This window comes from Ruegeria sp. HKCCSA071 (assembly GCF_017872555.1).
Classification (GTDB): Bacteria; Pseudomonadota; Alphaproteobacteria; order Rhodobacterales; family Rhodobacteraceae; genus Ruegeria.
Genome location: NZ_JAEDOX010000001.1, coordinates 209,298 through 228,285, shown reverse-complemented (window position 1 = coordinate 228,285; position 18,988 = coordinate 209,298). Strand labels below are relative to the sequence as shown.

Below are 18,988 nucleotides of genomic sequence, written 5' to 3'. Positions count from 1 at the left end.
TTTCTCAACCCATTCAAGGGGCTGACCATGGCCAAAACTCTGAAAGATCTGCTGCTTGCCCTGCTCAACGCCACATTGATACTTGTTGCGCTGTGCCTGTATCTGGGCTGGAAACTGGCGTCGAAAGCCGAAAGCATCACTGCTGAAGTCTCGCAAACGGTTCAGGCCGTGGCCCCCCTCCGGGATGAGGCAAAGGGCATTCGGGACGAGCTTGCGGCGTTGCGGACTGATTTGACGGTACTTCTACAACAAGACACGTTGGCAGACAGCCAAGCCGCGCAAAACCTCCGGGCAACGCTGGGGCGCCTGAATGCAGCAGAACAGAAGCTGCAAACGGTTCAGGAGCGGATTTCGGAACTTGCTGACACGCCAGAAGTGCTGATTGCGCAGGCGATCCAAACCAGTGCCGATATCGCGGCAGAACGCGTTTTGGCATTGCGGGGATGTACACCGGAGTCATAAAGCGCAGCCGCGACCAAAGCGCGGTTGCGGCTTCGCGCTCAGCCCGTTGCCTGTAGTTCGCGCACGGTCGTGCCGTACCCGCCCATATCGACATAGGCCGTTTCATGCGGGGTCGAGCTGCGGGACAGCGCCGCGTTCCGATACGGGAAACGACCGAACTTGCGGATCACCTCGCGATGCGCTCTGGCGTGCAGAAGGTTGCTTGCGTCACTGCTCATGTTTTGGCAGATCAGACGCACACAGCGTTCCTGATCACACAGGTTTTCCGAGTGCATCATGGGCAGGTAAAAGAACTGTCTGGCCGGTTCGTCAATCTTTTTGTCCCAGCCTTTGTCGACTGCACATTTTGCTGCCGCCAAAGCCGCGCGATCGGTCGAGAAGGCACGCGCCTCCCCCCGGAACATGTTGCGCGGGAACTGATCTGTCAGGATGATATAGGCAAGCGCCCCACTGGGATAAGTCAGCCAGAGCGAGAACCGACCCGCTGCCGCTGCTTCCCAAGTTGACTGAAACCGCGCCCGAATGTCTGCATCCAGCGCCTCATCTTCAAGATACCAACCCTTAGGGCCAACTTCATCTAACCAAAAACTCAATACTTCTTCAGGCGTTACCATTGCCTTAAACTCCGTCAATTGCCCGCGCCCCAGACGTAACGTCATTAAAGTCCCTTTTACAGAACTGTTACAGTAACATATTGCAACACAACCGACATAATTTCGTGTCTTAAGCGGTTTCGCGCGCGCCTTCCTCGAACTCGGCTTCTGCCGCCTCAATGGCAACTTCCTGTGCGACCTCGAACGCAACGGGCGACGCGGTGGGATAGAGCGTCGACATGGTGCTGGTTTCATCAACAGGAACTGCTGCACGCTGTGTCATCCGGTAGACCGAATAGGCGGCCAACGCGACAAGCAATACGGCGATGATCAGGAAAAAGCCCGGCGGGCCAAACACCGCGTCACCCATCAGCCAACCTGTGATAACGGGTCCGGTAATTGCACCAAGGCCGTTGATAAAGATCAGGCCGCCGGATGCCGCGGCCATATCTTCGTATTCCAGAAAATCGTTGGTGTGCGCAATTAGCAATGAATACAAAGGGTTGGTCATTCCGCCGATCACAAAAGCAGACGCCAGAAGGATTTCGAAGGAAAAACCATAAAGCATACCACTGACGGCGCCAACTGCACCGGTTGCCGCGACCAACAGGATCAGGAAACGCCTGTCCATCCGGTCGGAAAACCAGCCCAGCGGGTATTGCAGGACAATTGCCCCAACATAGAACGCCGCCACAAACGCCGAGATTTCAACCAAGGACAATCCGGCCTGAGCTCCATAAACCGCCGACATCCCGAACTGCGCCGAGAACACGCCCCCCAGCAGGAACATGCCGACACACCCCAGCGGAGAGCTTTTCATCAACTCCCGCAGCGTCATCGGCTTGGTAGTATCGAACGCCGGAGTTGGTGAGATCGACAGCAAAATCGGTGCGAAAGAAACCGAAACAAGGATCGAGGCAATCACGAATGTTTCGTACCCGGCAGGGTCGCCCAACAGGAAAAGGCCCTGCGCGCCAATGATTCCCAACATCTGAACAATCATGTAAAGCGACAGGGCCTGCCCGCGGTTTTCATTATTGGCTGAATTGTTGAGCCAGCTTTCCGCAGTGACATAAACACCCGAGAAACAGAACCCGATCACCACGCGCCCCAGAACCCATGCAATCGGGTCTGCCAGCATCGGATACATGATCATCACGGCAGAAATGAAAGACGCCAGTGCAGCAAAGACCCGCACATGGCCAACACGCCGGATCATCTCGGGCGCAAGCCGTGAACCGCCCAGAAAACCAACAAAATAAGCTGACATTACAAAAGACATCTCAAGGGTCGAAAATCCTTCAAGCTGTCCACGAACACCCAGGATCGTGCCCTGAAGGCCGTTTCCGACCATCAGCAACCCCATGCCGAGCAACAATGCCCATGCGCTGGACAGAACCTGAATCATTTGGGCCTCCGATAGGTGCCAACCTTGTTTGAGTTTTGTTCTGCGATCAAAGACCGCTTCCATCGCGCTTGTCTACGACATTCCCTGTCGGTGATGCCGTATGCGCGCCTATCCGGGGATCAAAAGCGACGCATCGCCATAAGAAAAGAACCGGTAGTTCTGCGCAATGGCATGGGCGTAAACCTCACGCATCCGATCCTGACCCATCAACGCCGAAACCAGCATCAGCAACGTGGATTTCGGCAGATGAAAATTTGTCATCAGCGCATCGGTCACATGAAACTGGAAACCGGGATAGATGAAGATATCGGTGTCACCTTCCCACGGTTCGATCGTGCCCGAACGCGCAGCACTTTCGATCAGGCGCAAGGCGGTGGTGCCCACCGGGATGACACGCCCGCCCGCAGTTTTTGTGGCTTGTATCTCGGCAACAGCCTCGGCGCTGACCTGCCCCCATTCGGCATGCATCTTGTGGGTTGTCACATCCTCGACCTTGACCGGCAAAAAGGTTCCGGCGCCAACATGCAGGGTCACATGTGTGACGGCGACACCCCGGTCCGACAAAGCCTGCATCAGGGCATCGTCAAAATGCAACGAGGCGGTCGGGGCTGCCACCGCACCGGACTTGCGGGCCCAGATGGTCTGATAATCCGTCTTGTCCTGCTCATCCGCCGGACGTTTGGCGGCGATGTAGGGCGGCAGCGGCATCGCACCGGCCTGATCCAGCGCCTTGTCGAAATCCTGACCGCTGAGATTGAAGCGCAAAAAGGCCTGTCCGTCTTCCACCCGATCCAGCGTCGCGCTCAGATCGGCCGAAAACACGATCTCTTCCCCCGGCTTCACTTTCTTCAGCGGCTTGATGAGCGCAGACCAGGTGCCATCGGCTTGCGGGTCCAGCAGAGTGGCCTCGACGCCGGCGGAAACCGGGCCTTGCGCGCTGTCCCTGTGGCGCCGCCCGTTCAGGCGCGCCGGGATAACGCGTGTGTCGTTCAGCACCAGCCGGTCGCCCGGCCGCAGAAAATCGGGCAGATCGAACACGTGGCTGTCCACAGTACCACCCCCCTGCGCCACAAGCAGGCGCGCAGAGGATCGCGGGCAGGCAGGCCGCGTGGCAATCAGGTCGTCGGGCAGGTCGAAATCAAAATCGCTGAGCTTCATGACCGCGCCTTACAACCCCACAAAAGATTCGGCCATATCCCCTCAGCGGTCACTGGGAGGAGAGCCAAAAGTCGGTTTCGGCTCGTCAGGTTCCACCGGCGCAGCATTGGGGCCGTCCGAGACCGTTGGCGCAGGCTGACGCAAGAGATCACGCAGAAAAAGGGGCGCCAGACCGGACAGAGGGTTCACCGCGACTTTGGGCGAGGATATCGGCCCGGTCAGCGTGTAATTGAACCCAAAGACGCCTTCACCCTTGCGGGTAAATACGCTGCCAACGGCATTGAGAAGGTAAATCGGTGAAATCGCCCCCCGCAGGTTCAGCAGGCTGTTCACGGTGTCGATTGTGCCATCAAACGAAAGCCCCATTGACGGGCCAACAGCGCTGCCACTCAGCACTTTGATGTCGGTGGGCGATATCCTCATGCGGCTGTCAATCGCCGAAAAGAAGATCCCCTGCCCGGCCATCTCGTCCAGCAGACCAACAAGGCTGATCGCGTTCAGGATCGCGGCCATGGCCGGGGCATCGGTGATCCGGGTATTAACGATCTTCAGGATCACGTCGTAACTGCCGGGCGCAGCTACTGGCTCAAGCTTCAGGTCCAGATCACCGCCGCGCGCCTGTGTCAGAACCCCGGCTGATCGCAAAACGGCCCCCGCGTCTTTCGACGTCAGGTCAACGGCGCTTCGATTTCCTCGCGGGGTCACTTGACCGGAAACAGCCGCACCGCCGTTCACCCGCGCTGTGAAGGTGCCATTTACGCCACCGGTTGTCTGGAACGCCCCCCGGAATCCTGTCAGCGCGACAGTTTCGGTGACCTGAAGACGGTCCAGTGCCACGTCCAGCTTCGGCCCGGGGGCCCCGCCGCCACCCGATCCTCCGCCGCTTTCCCCGAAATTCGCACGCCCCATGTTCAGCACACCGCCTAAGACGCGGATATCCGGGACAGCAGCCCCCCGCCCGATCAGCTCCGCTGGAACCGCGAGCCAGTCCCCCAGGTCGAACGAGCTGAACTGGACGCGGTCATATTCACCGTTTTCGTGAAAGGAAATGGATGCGGTTGTGCGCAGTCCCGCTGCATCGATCCGCAGGTCGCCCACCTTCAGCTGCGCGCCCAACGTCGCGTCCGCAGTCAGCGATCCCGTGGTGTTCGCTGCCTTGCGCCAGCCAAGTTCGGGGATGGCAAGTGCCACGCCCTGAAGGTCCGAAACAACAGACAGTTTCGGAGGTACCCCAGCGCCCAGGCCCAGTGTAATATCGGCAGTTCCTTTGCCCGTCAGCATCCCCGGCGGCAGACCGGCCCTGATCTCAACCATCAGACGCGGGGACAGTTCGATCTGGCCGGTCAAGGTGCTGCGCTGTTCAGTTTCGCCGTCAATGGGTTGCTGCCAAAGTGCCTCTAGCGGTACATCGCCGAACTGACCCAGTCCCTGAATCTGAACACCCGACTGATTGCCGGAAATATCCAGAATCGGGGCACTTACGGAAAATCCCGGCACCAGACGGTCACTGGACAGATTGGCCAGCGTACCGCTGAAGTGAAATTCGGTATCCTGAAACTTCAACTCTTTTATCAACGGCAGGAACAGCGTTCCGGTCAACGCAACCGTGCCTGTGGCAACGTCAACGGGCAACCCGGCCTTGCTCAGCAATTCCAGCGGCGGTCGGTCCAGCAGCGACAACGCAGAGGTCACGCTGCCCTTTGCCTGAATACGCGCGATGCCGGGTGCGGATTTCTTGATATCCGTGTCAGGTATGATGAAGGACGTCCCCGCGGCATCCACACTCCCCCCGTCATCGGCGATCACCACCCCGTGCTGCGCAGTGACCGTAAACCGGCTGTCGATCAGACTGGCCTGCCCCTGCGCATTCTCGATCGGCGGCAGGGTCTTGGCAAAGCGGACCTTGGCCTGATCGAACCCGAAATCAAGATACAGATCCGGTTTGGAACCGGGCTCCAGACGCAGGGCGAAATCCATGTCTGACAGAACCCCCTGATAGAGGTTTTCCGTCACCCATTCCCGTGGCTTCGGTGCCAGACGCTCGGGCCAGTAGCTCAGAACATTGTCCGAGCTCATCTGATCCAGATGGGCATCCAGCGCCACAGCCCAGCCATCGGGACGCCCGTGCAATTCCCCGAAGGCGCGCACGGTGTGGCCCGGATCTTCGATGGTCATCTGGCCAAGGCGCAGCTGGAACGGGTTGAACGCCATCTTGAAATCCACGCTGGCGCGCGACAGCTGAATCGGCTCTGGGAACAGGTTCGCCGGGTTCACATTGATCCCGGACAAGCGCAACTGCGTCTCCAGACTGTCCAGCACACCATCCTCAGCCCCTTGCAGAAACGCCTTTCCATCGGCTTGAACCTCGCCCCAGGCCGACACCACCGACACCTCATTGAAGTCCAGCATCTGGGCTTTCGGGTCATAGGTGAAATACGTGCGGGCAGATTCGAAAGGAACCGGGCGCGTTTCCGGGTTGGGCTGCACCGCCCCGGCCCCCAGATTGAGGGTTGCGAACACGGTTCCTGTGGCCCCGTTTTCATCGACACTGCCGCGCAAGGCCCCTGAAATCGGTGCGCGCAGAACCTGCAACCAGGCAAGGGCGGGGCTTTGGCCTGCTATGTCCTCGGCCGGAAGATCGGTGACCGAGATGCCAAAGCTGGCGGCAAGCGTGCCCAGTACGCTGGTATAGTTGGCCTCGATACTGCTGACATAGTCACGCCCCGACAGAACCGAAAACCCGGTCGCAAGCCGCACTTCGTTGCCACTGCGGTTCGCCTGAAGATGCCCACCGTCCAGAACCCACGACCGCCCCTGTCGCAGGTCGCGGTAATCCAGCGTAATCGCATCAAATTCGACCGAGGTCAGTGCCGACAGGATCGGAGACTGAAACACCTCGTCCGAGGCCTCGATTAGTTGTGCAAGGTTCGGCGCTTCCTGAACCGGCGCGCTGCCGGATCCTACGGTCAGGGTCAGCGCCCCGTCCTGATCGCGGGTCATGGTGATCTGCGCGCCACTCAGAATGATGCGCTTGGGCCGGACCCGACCGCGCAGCAAGGGGCGCATGGCCAGGCTGGCGCGCATGTCAGAAACCTGCGCAATCTGCTGGCCTGCCGCGTCACTGATGGCAACATCGGTCAGCCGCAGACGGGGGCGCCAGCCTTCGTGGATGATGAAACTGGCGTCTCCAAACCGGATTTGCAGCCCGCCTAGCGCCCGTTCCAGCCGGGCTTCGACCCTGTCGCGCAGCCAGACAGGTGCGTGCATCCTCTGCCCCACGACCATGAAACCGGTGAACAACGCCAGAAGCACCAGCACAATGGCCCCACGCATGGCCCACAGACCAGCAGTGCGGTGGCGCGACCGACTTCGCACGGGCTTGCCCGGCTTTACTTCGTCGTCGTCTTCGTGCTGCTTCAATTTGCTATCCACGCCTTCCAACCCGCACGCGTTGCCCTATGATGATGGGCAGCCTTTAAAAACCTTTAGCGGAGTTTCCAATGCCCGACGTTTCAGACATCGCCCCCGACTTCACTTTGCCGCGCGACGGCGGTGGCGAGGTGACGCTTTCGGCGTTGCGCGGTGGCACCGTGGTTTTGTTCTTCTATCCCCGTGATGATACGCCGGGCTGCACCAAGGAATCCATCGGTTTCTCAGAGCAGCTTCAGGCGTTTACCGATGCAGGGGCTCACGTTTTCGGCATTTCGCGGGACAGCGTCGCCAAGCATGACAAGTTTGTCGCCAAACACGGGCTGACCACTCCGCTGTTGTCGGACGAAGGCTCGACCGTCTGCGAGGACTATGGCGTATGGGTTGAAAAGAACATGTATGGCCGGAAATCGATGGGGATCGAGCGATCAACCTTTGTCATTGATAGCGAAGGACGCATTGCCAAGGTCTGGCGCAAGGTCAAGGTGCCCGGCCATGTGGATGAGGTGCTGGAAGCGGTGAAGGCGATCTAAGCCCCCCTCGACCTGCCGCGCCATCCGGTCTATCACCCGCGCTGACATGCCAAAGGCGGAGCGACCCGGTGCCCAAAACACTGACACAGATGGCGACAGAGGTTCTGACAACAGCGGACGGGCGGGCCAAAACCGCCCTGTCCAAAGCCCATGCCGCCGCGTGGTTTGCCTCCCGCAAGGCCGAGGGTGAACCCATCGAGATCGGCACCGCATCACCGCCGCTGTCCCCCGCGCGCCCGGACAAGCCCGCGCTGTTGTCTCCGCGTGAGGTACCCAAACGGAAACCGGGTACCGAGGCCGGGCGCATTGCCCTGCTACACGCGGTTGCCCATATCGAGCTGAACGCCGTCGATCTGCACTGGGACATCATCGCGCGCTTTGGACATGTTCCCATGCCCATCGGGTTCTATGATGACTGGGTGAAATGCGCCGAAGAAGAATCGCGCCATTTCGAGATGGTCTGCGATTGTCTGGAACAGATGGGCAGCCACTATGGCGCCCTGCCCGCCCATGCAGGCATGTGGCGCGCGGCCGAGGACACCGCAGACGACCTGATGGGACGGCTGGCCGTTGTTCCCATGGTGCTCGAAGCGCGTGGGCTGGATGTGACCCCCGGCATGATCGAGATATTCCGCAAGGCCAAGGCCGAGCAGGCCATCGCCGCGCTCGAGGTAATCTATGCCGAAGAGGTCGGCCACGTCGCTTACGGCTCAAAATGGTTCCACTTCCTGTGCGGCCGCGAAAATGTCGACCCCAAGGATGTGTTTCACGCGCTGGTCCGGCGATATTTCCACGGTGTTCTCAAACCGCCCTTCAACGAAGAAAAACGGGCCGAAGCCGGGTTGCCCCCCGATTTCTACTGGCCCCTGACCGAAGACCTGCCCGCGCCCGGAGACCTCTCGAACTGACACTTCTGCGTCATTTTCGGCAAAATCTCGCCGATCTTTGGGGGATTTCAGCGCCGTTTGCACTTGATTAGTCAACAAACTTGCCCGAACGCCGCTGCCGCTTTATGCAATCGGCGCAAGGGACGGCAGGCACTCACGACCGGTTCCGATCTTGGGGATGAAAGGTAGGGCGCGTGCGAACACGTCTGACAATTAAACTGCACTCACTGCTTGAGAGGCATTTCCCGGAACGCCGGGTCTTTCTGAAATCCGACAAGGACACAAGGTTTATCCGGCTCAGTTCGGAAACTCAGGTGGTCGCAGTGGCCGGAGTTGCCGTCATGGTCGGATGGACAGCGGTTGCGACAGCCATACTGTTGATGGACAGCATCGGGGCCGGGAATTTCCGGGAACAGGCAAAGCGCGATCAAGCCATCTATCAGGAACGCCTGAACACCCTGTCGGCAGAACGCGATTCCCGCGCACATGAAGCACTGGCCGCTCAGGACCGGTTCAATGCCGCGCTGGACCAGATTTCCGCGATGCAGTCGGAACTGCTGGCCTCGGAAAACCGTCGCCGCGAGCTTGAGACAGGTATCGAAGTTATCCAGACAACATTGCGCGCCACGATGAAACAGCGCGAAGAGGCGCGCTCAGAGCTGGCCCAATTGAAACAGGACACCAGCGGCTCTGATATGTATGCCGCGGTTTCCAGCGCCCCGGTACAGATGGCCTTCATGACCGACGCCTTGGCGCGGACCGCCAAAGAACGCGATCTGATCGCCTCCAACGCGCAGGACGCGCTGGAACAGCGGGACGATCTGGAACTTGAAATCCGTCTGATGCAGGAACGCAGCGACGAGATCTTCCGCCAGCTGGAAGAGGCGATGGTCATCTCGGTCGAACCTCTGGACAAGATGTTCCGTCAGGCCGGAATGCCCACCGATCGCATCATCGAAGAGGTCCGGCGCGGATATAGCGGTATGGGCGGTCCGCTGACCCCTTTATCCCTTAGCACACGCGGCGAAGAAGACGAGCTTTCGCCCGAAGAAGTCCGCGCAAACACGTTGCTGCGCCAGATGGATCAGCTGAACCTGTACCGGATTGCTGCGGAAAAGGCCCCCTTCGCCAATCCCGTACATTCTGCCGTGCGTTTCACCAGTGGCTACGGCAACCGGCGTGACCCCAAGTCCGGTGGTCGCCGGCAGCATAACGGTGTCGATTTTGCAGGACCACAAGGCACAGATATATTCGCGACCGCTGATGGTGTGGTCACGCATGCCGGCTGGCAATCAGGCTTCGGACGCCTTGTGAAAATCAAGCACGCGTTCGGAATTGAGACACTTTATGCTCATAACACCAAGATCAACGTAAAGGTCGGCCAAAGGGTCTCGCGCGGGGATCATATTGCTGATATGGGTAGCACCGGACGGTCCACCGGCACGCACCTGCACTATGAGGTGCGCGTGAACGGAAATCCCGTAAACCCAATGACTTACATCAAGGCTGCGAAAAATGTTTTCTAAAAGCAAAATCAACGAGCCCGCACCCAAAGCACCTGAGGCGGCCAAACCTGCCGCTCCGGCGACCCCAGCGACTCCTGCTCCGGCTGACGCGAAACCTGCAATGGCACCCAAGCCCAAGCCGCCGGCCTCGGTCCTGTCCTCGGATCTGCACATCACCGGCAACATCAAGACCAGCGGTGACATTCAGGTGGAAGGCACCGTCGAAGGCGACATCCGCGCCCACCTGCTGACCATTGGTGAATCGGCAACGATCAAAGGCGAAGTCACCGCAGATGACGTTGTGATCAACGGTCGCATCGTTGGCCGCGTGCGTGGTCTCAAGGTTCGCCTGACATCGACGGCCCGGGTCGAAGGCGACATCATCCACAAGACCATTGCCATCGAAAGCGGCGCGCATTTCGAAGGCTCGGTTCAGCGTCAGGACGACCCTCTCAACCCCGGCCGCAGCGCCAAAGCCGGATCGAACCCGGCGGCAGAAGTCAAACAGTAAGCAGACTGCATTTCTTGTCAGGACGCCGTGGGGCAACCCGTGGCGTCTTTTCTATTGCGCGACCGTTTGGGGTCGGGATTCCCGTTTTCGTCCCTTTCTGATCGCGCTACAGTCGATCCATGTTGCTTTTTCTGACGGTTGTTGCGCTGATCGCTGGCGCTGCGGCCTTTCACTTCTGGTCGAAAAGACAATCCCGCCTGACCTTGCTGGCCACGTCGCTGTCCCAGCACCAGCGCGATATTGTGAGCGCTCAGGTGCCGATAATCCGGAAACTGCCCAAAGACCTGCGCGGGGCGCTGGAAGGAAAGATCAACCTGTTCCTTGATCAGGTCGATTTCGTCGGCTGCGACGGGCTGGACGTTACCGAAGACATGCAGGTGTCGATTGCCGCCCAAGCCTGTCTGCTCGTGGTGAATACGGACCAATGGTACGACAACCTGACGACCATTCTGGTTTACCCCGGTGCCTTCAAATCAAAACAGCGCCGTCACAGTGGCTATGTCGTCACCGAACAGGAAATCATCCGCAGCGGGGAAAGCTGGAACCGCGGCCCCGTGATCCTGTCCTGGACCCACAGCCAGCGCGGTGCCCTGAATGATCACGATGGCCGGAACGTCGTCTTTCACGAGTTCGCGCACCAGCTTGATGACCTCTCGGGCGCAACCAATGGTGTTCCCGTGCTCAGCAATGGCCAAAGCTTTGGCGAGTGGGAAACCGCCTTTCTGAACGGTTATAAGGCACATGTTCATGCCGTGGAAAACGGAAAACCCACAGTAATCGATCCCTACGGCGCGGAAGGGCACGAAGAATTCTTTGCCGTTTCGGTCGAAGTGTTCTTTGAACGGCCGAAGGAACTGAAATCCTCTGACCCGGCAATCTATGAACAGCTGTCTAAGCTTTTTCATCTTGATCCCGCTCTATGGCACAGAGGTCAGTTCTGACCCGATTGAGGAAGCGTCGTAAAAAATTCCCCGTTCGCAACAATTTAACATAAGTTAATTCTTGAATTACGGTTAACCTCATTATTGGGCGGAGGATTTTCTATGTCATCGAAACTACTTGCCGAGTTCTTCGGCACGTTCTGGTTGGTTCTAGGGGGGTGCGGCAGTGCCGTTCTGGCGGCTGGTGTCGCAGATGTCGGCATCGGTTGGCTTGGTGTTTCCTTTGCCTTTGGCCTTACAGTTTTGACGATGGCTTATACAGTCGGCCCAATCTCGGGCGGGCATTTCAACCCGGCGGTCAGTTTGGGCCTGATGATTGGAGGGCGGTTTCCGGCCAAAGACCTTCTGCCCTATTGGGTTGCACAGGTCATTGGCGCAATTGCCGCCGCAGTGGTTCTGTACCTGATCGTCAGTGGCGCACCCGATTTCGCTGGTGTCGGTGGGTTCGCGTCAAACGGGTATGGTGAGGCCTCGCCACAGGGATATTCGTTGATGTCGGCTTTGATCATCGAAATCGTGATGACGGCTTTCTTCATTCTGATCATTCTGGGCGCGACGTCGGACAAGGCACCTGCCGGGTTCGCTCCGATTGCCATCGGTCTGGCGCTGACCCTGATCCACCTGATCTCAATCCCGGTGACGAATACCTCCGTCAACCCGGCGCGCTCGACCGGCGTTGCCTTGTTTGCCGACGGCCCTGCTTTGGCTCAGCTCTGGCTGTTCTGGGTAGCCCCCCTGATTGGCGGCGCAATCGGTGCTTTGATCTGGAAAGCAATGTCCTCGGATGACTGATCCGCGCGGGAAAGGTAATTATCCCGTTTACTGAAAAACACGGTATCCTTCCGTCAAATCTGGCTAGGTCACGGCCTTTGGTTCAACGGGAGGATACAATGAAGATATTTACCACAGCATTTTTCCTAAGCTGCGCCGCGACGGCAGGCTGGGCCGAAGACAAATGGCTGAGCATCCCGCAAGTCCCCCAGATGCCCGCCGCCACCGAGGCGGGCACGGCAGAGATCAACGGCATCAACATGTATTACGCCACGTATGGCGATGCGGGCGGCACCCCGGTTCTGTTGATCCACGGCGGGCTTGCCCATGGCGATGTCTGGGCCACGCAGGTTGCCGACCTGTCGCAGGACCACAGGGTGATTGTGGCGGATACGCGCGGCCATGGACGATCCACCAACGATGGCAGCCCCTATTCCTACGCGTTGTTGTCGCAGGATTATCTGGCACTGCTGGATCATCTGGGGGTCGATCAGGTGCATCTGGTCGGCTGGTCCGACGGGGCAAATATCGGGTATTCAATCTCGACCACCAACCCGGATCGGCTGGCCAGTCACTTTGCCCACGCAGGCAATGTCACGCTGGACGGGATCGATCCTTCGGTGGAAACCAACGAGGTGTTTGGCACTTACGTGGGCATGATGGCCCAAGATTATGCGGCCATGTCCCCCACCCCTGACGGGTTCGAGGCATTCCTTGGTGGGGTTGCCACCATGTGGGGCACCGAAAAACCCGGCGGGCTTGAGGCGCTGTCATCGATCACCGTCCCGACACTCGTGGTTCAAAGCGTACATGACGAGGCCATTCTGATGGCGCATTCACAAGCGATTGCTGACGCTATTCCGGGCGCCAAGTTGCTTGTTCTGGAAGATGTCAGCCACTTCGCATCTTTTCAGGATCCTGGTGCCTATACCCGTGCCATCCGCGACTTCATCGACCAATAGACCAAAGAAAAAGCCCGGCGCTTGAGCCGGGCTAAATCGTCTTATTCGGTAACGGTGACTTTTTTCATCACATCCGGTGCACCGATGATCGCACCGTTCTGACCTTCGCCCCGCTTGATCGCGTCAACCACATCCATACCGTCTGTCACCTGACCAACCACGGTATACTGGCCGTCCAGAAACGGGCCGGGGGCGAACATGATGAAGAACTGCGAATTGGCCGAATCCGGATCGCTGGACCGGGCCATGCCGACAACGCCCCTGTCAAAACTCACGTCCGAGAACTCGGCCGGCAGGTCCGCGCGATCAGACCCGCCGCGCCCGGCATAGCGCATGTCGAAGCCGTCCGCGCCCGAGTTGCCGTATTGCACGTCGCCGGTTTGCGCCATGAAGCCATCGATCACGCGGTGAAACACGACGCCATCGTACTGACCGTCAGCGGCCAGAGCGGTGATCTGTTCCACATGCTGGGGTGCCACATCTTCGAACAGGTCGATCGAGATTGTGCCATTGGCCCCTTCCCCTTCGACCTCGATCTGCAAACCGCTGGCCAGCGCCGGGCTTGCCAGCAAGGCAAAAGCCGCAGCCAGTTTATGCATCTGCGGCCACCTTGACGCTGATCATGCGGTCCGGGCTTGCAGGCGGCTCGCCGCGTACAATCGCATCGACGTGCTCCATCCCGTCGATGACCCGGCCATAGACCGTGTACTGACCATTCAGGAAGTGATTGTCCTTGAAGTTGATGAAGAACTGCGAATTGGCCGAATCTGGGTTCTGCGAGCGCGCCGCGCCCAGCGTACCGCGATCATGGGGCAGCTTGGAAAATTCTGCCGGAACATTCGGCAGTGACGAACCCCCGGTGCCCGCCATGCGCAGGTTGAACCCGTCTTCCATATCGCCATGCTGCACGTCGCCGGTTTGCGCCATGAAACCGTCGATCACACGGTGAAAGGCCACATTGTCATATTCACCGCCACGGGCCAGTTCCTTCATCCGCGCACTGTGCAGAGGCGCTACATCCGGCAGCAGCTCGATGACGACATTGCCGCCTTTCAGCTCGATGATGATTGTGTTTTCGGGGTCTTTGATCTCGGCCATGAGGCCCTCCTGTCGTTTATCTTGCGCAAATACCTATGACGCACGCGTGCGAATGCCAAGTGACGCATTGACCTGAGGGCAAAATGCAGGAAAAGAACCGCCTAAATCGGTTGCCAATGACAAGGATCGCACAATGGGCTGGAAAACACTGGACGATATGGACCTGAACGGCAAACGCGTGCTGGTGCGTGTGGACATCAACGTGCCCGTGGTTGACGGTGTTGTGACCGACGCCACCCGCATTCAAAGGATCGTCCCCTCGGTGCGCGATATTCTGGCCGCTGGCGGCAAACCGATCCTTCTGGCTCATTTTGGCCGTCCGGGTGGCGAACGGCGTGAAAGCCTGTCACTGAAACAACTGGTCCCGACTTTGGAAAGCGCTTTTGGCGCAAAGGTTCTGTTTGCTGCCGATTGCGTCGGGGCCGAGGCGGAACTGGCCGCCGCTGCCTTGCAGCCCGGCCAGGTCCTACTGCTGGAAAACACCCGCTTTCACGCGGCCGAAACCAAAAACGACGCCGATCTGGCCGCTGGCATGGCCAAGCTGGGGGATATTTATTGCAACGATGCGTTTTCAGCCGCGCACCGCGCCCACAGCTCAACCGAGGCCATCGCCCGTCTGCTGCCTGCCTGTGCGGGCCGCCTGATGCAGGCCGAGTTGCAGGCGCTGGAAAGCGCACTGGGTGCACCCAAGCGCCCGGTAACGGCGGTTGTCGGCGGCGCCAAGGTCTCGACCAAGCTGGAACTGCTGGGCAATCTGATCGACAAGGTCGATTATCTGGTGATCGGTGGCGGTATGGCGAACACATTCCTTGTCGCCCAAGGTATCGGCGTTGGCAAATCACTGGCTGAAACCGCGATGAAGGACACCGCCGCCGAAATTCTGGCCAAGGCCGAAAGCTCGGGCTGCCAGATCGTCCTGCCGCGTGACGTTGTAGTGGCCGAGAAATTCGAGGCCAACGCGCCCCACAAGGTTCTGCCCGCCGATCAATGCCCTGCGGATGGCATGATCCTGGACGCGGGCCCTGAAAGCGTCGCCGCGATTACCGCGATTTTCGACAAAAGCCAGACCCTGATCTGGAACGGCCCGCTGGGCGCGTTCGAGCTGGAGCCGTTCGACGCAGCCACCAATGCCGCGGCCCTGAAAGCCGCAGCCCTCAGCCGGTCGGGTCAGCTGATTTCGGTCGCGGGTGGCGGTGACACGGTTGCGGCGCTGAATGCGTCGGGGGCGGCCAAGGATTTCACTTATATCTCGACCGCAGGCGGTGCATTCCTTGAATGGATGGAAGGCAAAACCCTGCCCGGTGTCGCTGCGCTGGAACAATAAGCGGCACTGATCGCATTTGGCCGCTTGTCACGGTTCATGGTATTATCCCCTATTTGAACGGGGGATTATGTCATGAGGTCATTATACCTGCTCATCCTTCTCGCAATGCCGTGGCCTGCAACAGCACAATCCAGTTGCGGTGGCCAGACACAGCTTGATGCAAATTTCTGTGCCAAGGAACAATGGGAAGCCGTTGACCGCGACCTCAACCGGTTGTGGAAACAGATCAAGCCGGTCGCTGATGCACGTGGCAACGGCGATGCCCTTCTGGCGGAACAACGTGCGTGGCTAAAGGCGCGGGACGCCACCTGCGACAAGGAACTATCCGGCGGCGGCAGCGCTGCGCCCATGTTCTACTGGACCTGTATGAAAGAGCAGACGGTCGCAAGAAATCAGCAGCTTCAGTCCTGGCGCTGAGCTTTAACCGGGACGCACACGAAATACTGATGAAAAAACCGAATCAGGGGATTCACAACCCGAATCGCCTGTGACATAGTGCGATCAGAGGCTCGGAAAGAGCCCGTTATTGAGGCAAGTTTTCATACGGCGGTAAACAGAGTGTCCCGTTCCCATCGGCCCGGTTTGGGTGCAGTTCTCTTCTTCTCGGTGGCTTTCATGCTGGGTGTGTATTTCACCTTTGCCGCTGTTCAAGGGGATTACGGCCTGTTCCGGCGGGTCGAAATTGCGGCGGAACGGGACGCTCTGTCACGCAGTCTGGAAAAACTGAATGTCGAAATCGCCGAGATGGAAAACCTGACACGGCGTCTGTCCGACACCTATCTGGATCTGGACCTGCTGGACCAGCAGGCGCGCTCGGTTCTGGGCATGATCCGGTCGGACGAAATCGTGATCCGCTGATCAAAGACCCTATTCAGAAAAGGCAACTCAGGCCCGGCGTTTCGGCCGGGATGCGCCGTGGCGAACGCTGCGTCACATTTCCCCTCGCCAGAAAGCCCCAAATGCTTTATGAGATAGTTTAACGCTAAACTATCTGTCCGAAAGGGGGAGATCGCCACGATGGCTGCGCGAAAAACCACAAAGAAACCAAATGTTTCTGCGGAAGAACTCCAGACATACTACCGCGAGATGCTGCTGATCCGCCGATTCGAGGAAAAGGCCGGTCAGCTTTATGGTATGGGCCTGATCGGCGGGTTCTGCCACCTTTATATCGGACAAGAGGCCGTTGTTGTCGGGCTTGAGGCCGCCGCAGAGGAAGGCGACAAGCGTATCACCTCATATCGCGACCACGGCCACATGCTGGCCTGCGGCATGGATCCGGGCGGCGTGATGGCCGAACTGACCGGGCGCATCGGTGGCCTGTCCAAAGGCAAGGGCGGCTCGATGCACATGTTCTCGAAAGAAAAGCACTTCTACGGCGGGCATGGTATCGTCGGCGCGCAGGTTCCGCTGGGCGCGGGGCTGGCTTTTGCCGACAAGTACAAGGAAAACGGCCGCGTGACCTTCACCTATTTCGGGGACGGTGCCGCGAACCAGGGTCAGGTGTATGAGACCTTCAACATGGCGGCCATCTGGGGCTTGCCGGTGATTTTCGTGATCGAGAACAACCAGTACGCCATGGGCACCGCTCAGTCCCGCTCGACCTCGACCAAGGACATCTTCCATCGCGGCGAGGCATTCGGCATTCCGGGCGAGATCGTCAATGGCATGGATGTGCTGGCGGTCAAGGAAGCAGGCGAAAAGGCTGTCGCGCACTGCCGCGCGGGCAAAGGCCCCTATATCCTGGAAATCAAGACCTACCGCTATCGCGGCCACTCGATGTCCGACCCGGCCAAGTACCGGACCCGCGAAGAAGTTCAGAAGGTCCGCGAACAAAGCGACCCGATCGAACATGTGCGCGAGTTGCTGCTGACCGGCAAGCACGCGACCGAGGATGACCTGAAAGCGATCGACAAGGAAATCAAGGAGATCGTCAATCAGGCCGCCGAATTCTCGAAAGAAAGCCCCGAGCCTTCGGTCGAAGAGCTCTGGACTGACATTTACGCCTGAGAGGACGAATAAGACATGGCAACCGAAATTCTCATGCCCGCCCTTTCCCCCACGATGGAAGAGGGCACGCTGGCCAAATGGCTGGTCAAGGAAGGCGATACCGTATCCTCGGGCGACATCATGGCCGAGATTGAAACCGACAAGGCAACGATGGAATTCGAGGCTGTTGACGAAGGCATCGTCGGCAAGATCCTGGTCGCCGAGGGCACCGAAGGTGTCAAGGTGAACACTCCTATCGCCGTGCTGGTCGAAGAAGGCGAAGACGCCTCGGCCCTGCCCGCGGCAACTCCCGCTGCCGCAGCGGCGCCCGAGACCGCCCCCGCAGCGGCCCCGGCCCCGGCTCCTGCCGCAGCAGCCCCCGCTGCTCCGGCGGTGGACCTGTCACCCGACTGGCCCGCGGATGCTGAAATGAAATCCGAAACCGTGCGCGAGGCCTTGCGCGATGCAATGGCCGAGGAAATGCGCGGCGATGAAAACGTCTACCTGATGGGCGAGGAAGTCGCTGAATATCAGGGGGCCTACAAAATCTCGCAAGGTTTGCTGGATGAATTTGGCTCCAAACGCGTGATCGACACTCCGATCACCGAACACGGGTTTGCCGGTATCGCGGTGGGTTCGGCCTTTGGCGGTCTGAAACCTATTGTCGAGTTCATGACCTTCAACTTCGCCATGCAGGCGATTGACCAGATCATCAACTCTGCGGCTAAAACGCTCTATATGTCCGGTGGCCAGATGGGTTGCCCCATCGTGTTCCGGGGGCCCAACGGGGCCGCGGCCCGCGTGGCCGCACAGCACAGCCAGGACTATGCCGCGTGGTACATGCAGATCCCCGGCCTGAAGGTCGTCATGCCCTATTCAGCCGCTGATGCCAAAGGTCTGCTGAAATCGGCCATCCGCGATCCCAACCCGGTAGTGTTCCTGGAAAACGAAATCCTCTACGGCCGCTCCTTCGAAGTGCCGCAGGTGGATGACCTGACCATTCCGCTGGGCAAGGCCCGCATCTGGCGCGAAGGGTCAGATGTGACAATCGTCAGCTTTGGCATCGGCATGCAATACGCGCTGGAAGCTGCTGACAAGCTGGCCGAAGACGGCATCAGCGCCGAAGTGATCGACCTGCGCACCATCCGCCCGATGGACACTGGCGCCATCATCAACTCGGTGATGAAGACCAACCGTCTGGTGACAGTGGAAGAAGGCTGGCCGCAGGGGTCTGTCGGCAGCTACATCAGCTCGGTCGTGATGCAGGAGGCGTTTGATTACCTCGACGCGCCGGTCATCAATTGCACTGGCAAGGACGTTCCGATGCCCTATGCCGCCAATCTCGAAAAGCTGGCCCTGATCACCACGGATGAGGTGATCGCCGCCGTCAAACAAGTGACCTACCGGTAAGGAGCGACAG

The 18,988-nt window shown here is 59.1% G+C and carries 19 protein-coding genes; 13 read left to right on the top strand and 6 right to left on the bottom strand.

The features are described from left to right. Positions 1-27: 27 nt before the first annotated feature. On the top strand, positions 28-462 hold the full coding sequence (locus I9188_RS01140) for a hypothetical protein (RefSeq protein WP_209503621.1): 435 nt from the start codon (positions 28-30) through the stop codon (positions 460-462). Between the two features lie 38 nt (positions 463-500). On the opposite strand, the gene I9188_RS01135 is transcribed toward I9188_RS01140, so the two are convergent. The 4 genes from I9188_RS01135 to I9188_RS01120 all read right to left on the bottom strand — a co-directional run bounded on the left by I9188_RS01135 (position 501) and on the right by I9188_RS01120 (position 7,041). Further along, positions 501-1,076: a DUF924 family protein gene (locus I9188_RS01135; RefSeq protein WP_209504864.1), complete on the bottom strand. Its 576-nt coding sequence runs from the start codon at positions 1,074-1,076 to the stop codon at positions 501-503. Between the two features lie 109 nt (positions 1,077-1,185). After that, positions 1,186-2,463, bottom strand: coding sequence for an MFS transporter (locus I9188_RS01130; protein WP_209503620.1), 1,278 nt, complete (start codon positions 2,461-2,463; stop codon positions 1,186-1,188). A gap of 108 nt (positions 2,464-2,571) precedes the next feature. Beyond that, positions 2,572-3,621, bottom strand: coding sequence for a tRNA preQ1(34) S-adenosylmethionine ribosyltransferase-isomerase QueA (queA, locus tag I9188_RS01125; RefSeq protein WP_209503619.1), 1,050 nt, complete (start codon positions 3,619-3,621; stop codon positions 2,572-2,574). 42 nt (positions 3,622-3,663) lie between these two features. Further along, positions 3,664-7,041: a DUF3971 domain-containing protein gene (locus I9188_RS01120; RefSeq protein ID WP_245220396.1), complete on the bottom strand. Its 3,378-nt coding sequence runs from the start codon at positions 7,039-7,041 to the stop codon at positions 3,664-3,666. 80 nt (positions 7,042-7,121) lie between these two features. Between I9188_RS01120 and I9188_RS01115 the strand changes: the two genes are divergently transcribed. The 7 genes from I9188_RS01115 (at position 7,122) to I9188_RS01085 (ending at position 13,160) form a co-directional block, all read left to right on the top strand. Continuing rightward, entirely contained in the window at positions 7,122-7,583 is a 462-nt protein-coding gene (locus I9188_RS01115) for a peroxiredoxin (protein ID WP_209503615.1), read from the top strand. A gap of 89 nt (positions 7,584-7,672) precedes the next feature. Next, the gene (locus tag I9188_RS01110; protein WP_209504863.1) at positions 7,673-8,491 is read left to right on the top strand and encodes a ferritin-like domain-containing protein; all 819 of its coding nucleotides are present in this window, start codon (positions 7,673-7,675) and stop codon (positions 8,489-8,491) included. Positions 8,492-8,664: 173 nt separating this feature from the next. Continuing rightward, positions 8,665-9,996, top strand: coding sequence for a M23 family metallopeptidase (locus I9188_RS01105; protein ID WP_209503613.1), 1,332 nt, complete (start codon positions 8,665-8,667; stop codon positions 9,994-9,996). Continuing rightward, positions 9,986-10,486: a polymer-forming cytoskeletal protein gene (locus tag I9188_RS01100; RefSeq protein WP_209503611.1), complete on the top strand. Its 501-nt coding sequence runs from the start codon at positions 9,986-9,988 to the stop codon at positions 10,484-10,486. The genes I9188_RS01105 and I9188_RS01100 overlap by 11 nt, the downstream gene beginning before the upstream one ends. Before the next feature lie 119 nt (positions 10,487-10,605). Continuing rightward, positions 10,606-11,427, top strand: coding sequence for a M90 family metallopeptidase (locus tag I9188_RS01095; RefSeq protein ID WP_209503609.1), 822 nt, complete (start codon positions 10,606-10,608; stop codon positions 11,425-11,427). A 102-nt stretch (positions 11,428-11,529) separates the two neighbouring features. After that, on the top strand, positions 11,530-12,219 hold the full coding sequence (aqpZ, locus tag I9188_RS01090) for an aquaporin Z (RefSeq protein WP_209503607.1): 690 nt from the start codon (positions 11,530-11,532) through the stop codon (positions 12,217-12,219). A gap of 98 nt (positions 12,220-12,317) precedes the next feature. Further along, positions 12,318-13,160, top strand: coding sequence for an alpha/beta fold hydrolase (locus I9188_RS01085; RefSeq protein WP_209503605.1), 843 nt, complete (start codon positions 12,318-12,320; stop codon positions 13,158-13,160). A 41-nt stretch (positions 13,161-13,201) separates the two neighbouring features. Here the strand turns inward: I9188_RS01085 and I9188_RS01080 are convergent, their stop codons facing one another. Together I9188_RS01080 and I9188_RS01075 are read right to left on the bottom strand one after the other, a co-directional pair. After that, positions 13,202-13,759 carry a peptidylprolyl isomerase gene (locus I9188_RS01080; protein ID WP_209503603.1) on the bottom strand — a complete coding sequence of 186 codons (558 nt, stop codon included), beginning with the start codon at positions 13,757-13,759 and terminating at the stop codon, positions 13,202-13,204. After that, on the bottom strand, positions 13,752-14,258 hold the full coding sequence (locus tag I9188_RS01075; protein ID WP_209503601.1) for a peptidylprolyl isomerase: 507 nt from the start codon (positions 14,256-14,258) through the stop codon (positions 13,752-13,754). Before I9188_RS01075 ends, I9188_RS01080 begins: the two co-directional genes overlap by 8 nt. Positions 14,259-14,391: 133 nt before the next feature. On the opposite strand from I9188_RS01075, the gene I9188_RS01070 reads away from it, so the two are divergent. The 5 genes from I9188_RS01070 to I9188_RS01050 all read left to right on the top strand — a co-directional run bounded on the left by I9188_RS01070 (position 14,392) and on the right by I9188_RS01050 (position 18,978). Continuing rightward, positions 14,392-15,582 carry a phosphoglycerate kinase gene (locus I9188_RS01070; RefSeq protein WP_209503599.1) on the top strand — a complete coding sequence of 397 codons (1,191 nt, stop codon included), beginning with the start codon at positions 14,392-14,394 and terminating at the stop codon, positions 15,580-15,582. Positions 15,583-15,654: 72 nt separating this feature from the next. After that, complete coding sequence (locus I9188_RS01065; RefSeq protein ID WP_209503597.1) at positions 15,655-15,999, top strand: lysozyme inhibitor LprI family protein; 345 nt, start codon at positions 15,655-15,657, stop codon at positions 15,997-15,999. A gap of 141 nt (positions 16,000-16,140) precedes the next feature. Then, positions 16,141-16,440, top strand: coding sequence for a septum formation initiator family protein (locus I9188_RS01060; RefSeq protein ID WP_209503595.1), 300 nt, complete (start codon positions 16,141-16,143; stop codon positions 16,438-16,440). A 159-nt stretch (positions 16,441-16,599) separates the two neighbouring features. Further along, positions 16,600-17,589: a pyruvate dehydrogenase (acetyl-transferring) E1 component subunit alpha gene (pdhA, locus tag I9188_RS01055; RefSeq protein ID WP_209503593.1), complete on the top strand. Its 990-nt coding sequence runs from the start codon at positions 16,600-16,602 to the stop codon at positions 17,587-17,589. Positions 17,590-17,604: 15 nt separating this feature from the next. After that, positions 17,605-18,978 (top strand): pyruvate dehydrogenase complex E1 component subunit beta, encoded by a 1,374-nt coding sequence (locus I9188_RS01050; RefSeq protein ID WP_209503591.1) that lies wholly within the window; start codon positions 17,605-17,607, stop codon positions 18,976-18,978. The last annotated feature ends 10 nt before the right edge of the window (positions 18,979-18,988 follow it).